The sequence below is a fragment of the Novipirellula herctigrandis genome, from assembly GCA_007859835.1.
Lineage (GTDB): Bacteria > Planctomycetota > Planctomycetia > Pirellulales > Pirellulaceae > Novipirellula_A > Novipirellula_A herctigrandis.
Genome location: SJPJ01000001.1, coordinates 1,158,146 through 1,158,766, shown reverse-complemented (window position 1 = coordinate 1,158,766; position 621 = coordinate 1,158,146). Strand labels below are relative to the sequence as shown.

General features: G+C 53.1%; 1 protein-coding gene. It reads right to left on the bottom strand.

Going from position 1 to position 621, the window contains the following annotated elements:
- Positions 1–621, bottom strand: a 621-nt coding sequence (locus tag CA13_RS03940) for a transposase (RefSeq protein ID WP_419195081.1), incomplete at both ends; no start/stop codon positions are given.

The following is a 621-nucleotide window of genomic DNA, read 5'->3' as shown; positions in this document are numbered from 1 at the left end:
TCTTTTGCACCGGTGTATTCGCTCGTCTCCGGAGTTTCAGCAATCGCAGCACGAATCGGGTTCAAGTCCACATAGGCTGCACAAGCCAGCAAACTCGCTTCGTCCAACAGGGTTTGCAATTTGAACCTACCTTCCCAAAAACGGCCGGTACACTCGTCTTCGCGATTTGCTCGTCGAGCAATGTTCTCTGCCGTACATCGCATCCACCAACTGATGTCACTGAGTCGCCGCCGTCGTTCGTCCAACACTTCGGCTTGATTGACGATCATGTCAATTTCCGGCTTCGTCGGTTCCTCGGGCGACCCATCTTTCTTGCGTCGATGAGGAAACAGTTTCAGCCAGCGCTGAGCCACCTCTTGATCACTCCACTGAGCAACCACATCAGGCCGACTCCGCAAAACGAGGTGCAGATGATTGCTGAGCACTGTATAGGTCAGGCAATCGACTGCGAAAATCCCCGCCAGAAACTCCAATCGATCACGAATCCAGCCACGGCGATGCTCATAGGATTGACCGGAAAACGGGTCTTCGCCACACAAGAATGCACGTCTTACACAGCGTTGAACTGCGTGGAATACCTGAACTTCAGCGGGATCAGCGACTTCATAGCGTGGTTTACGT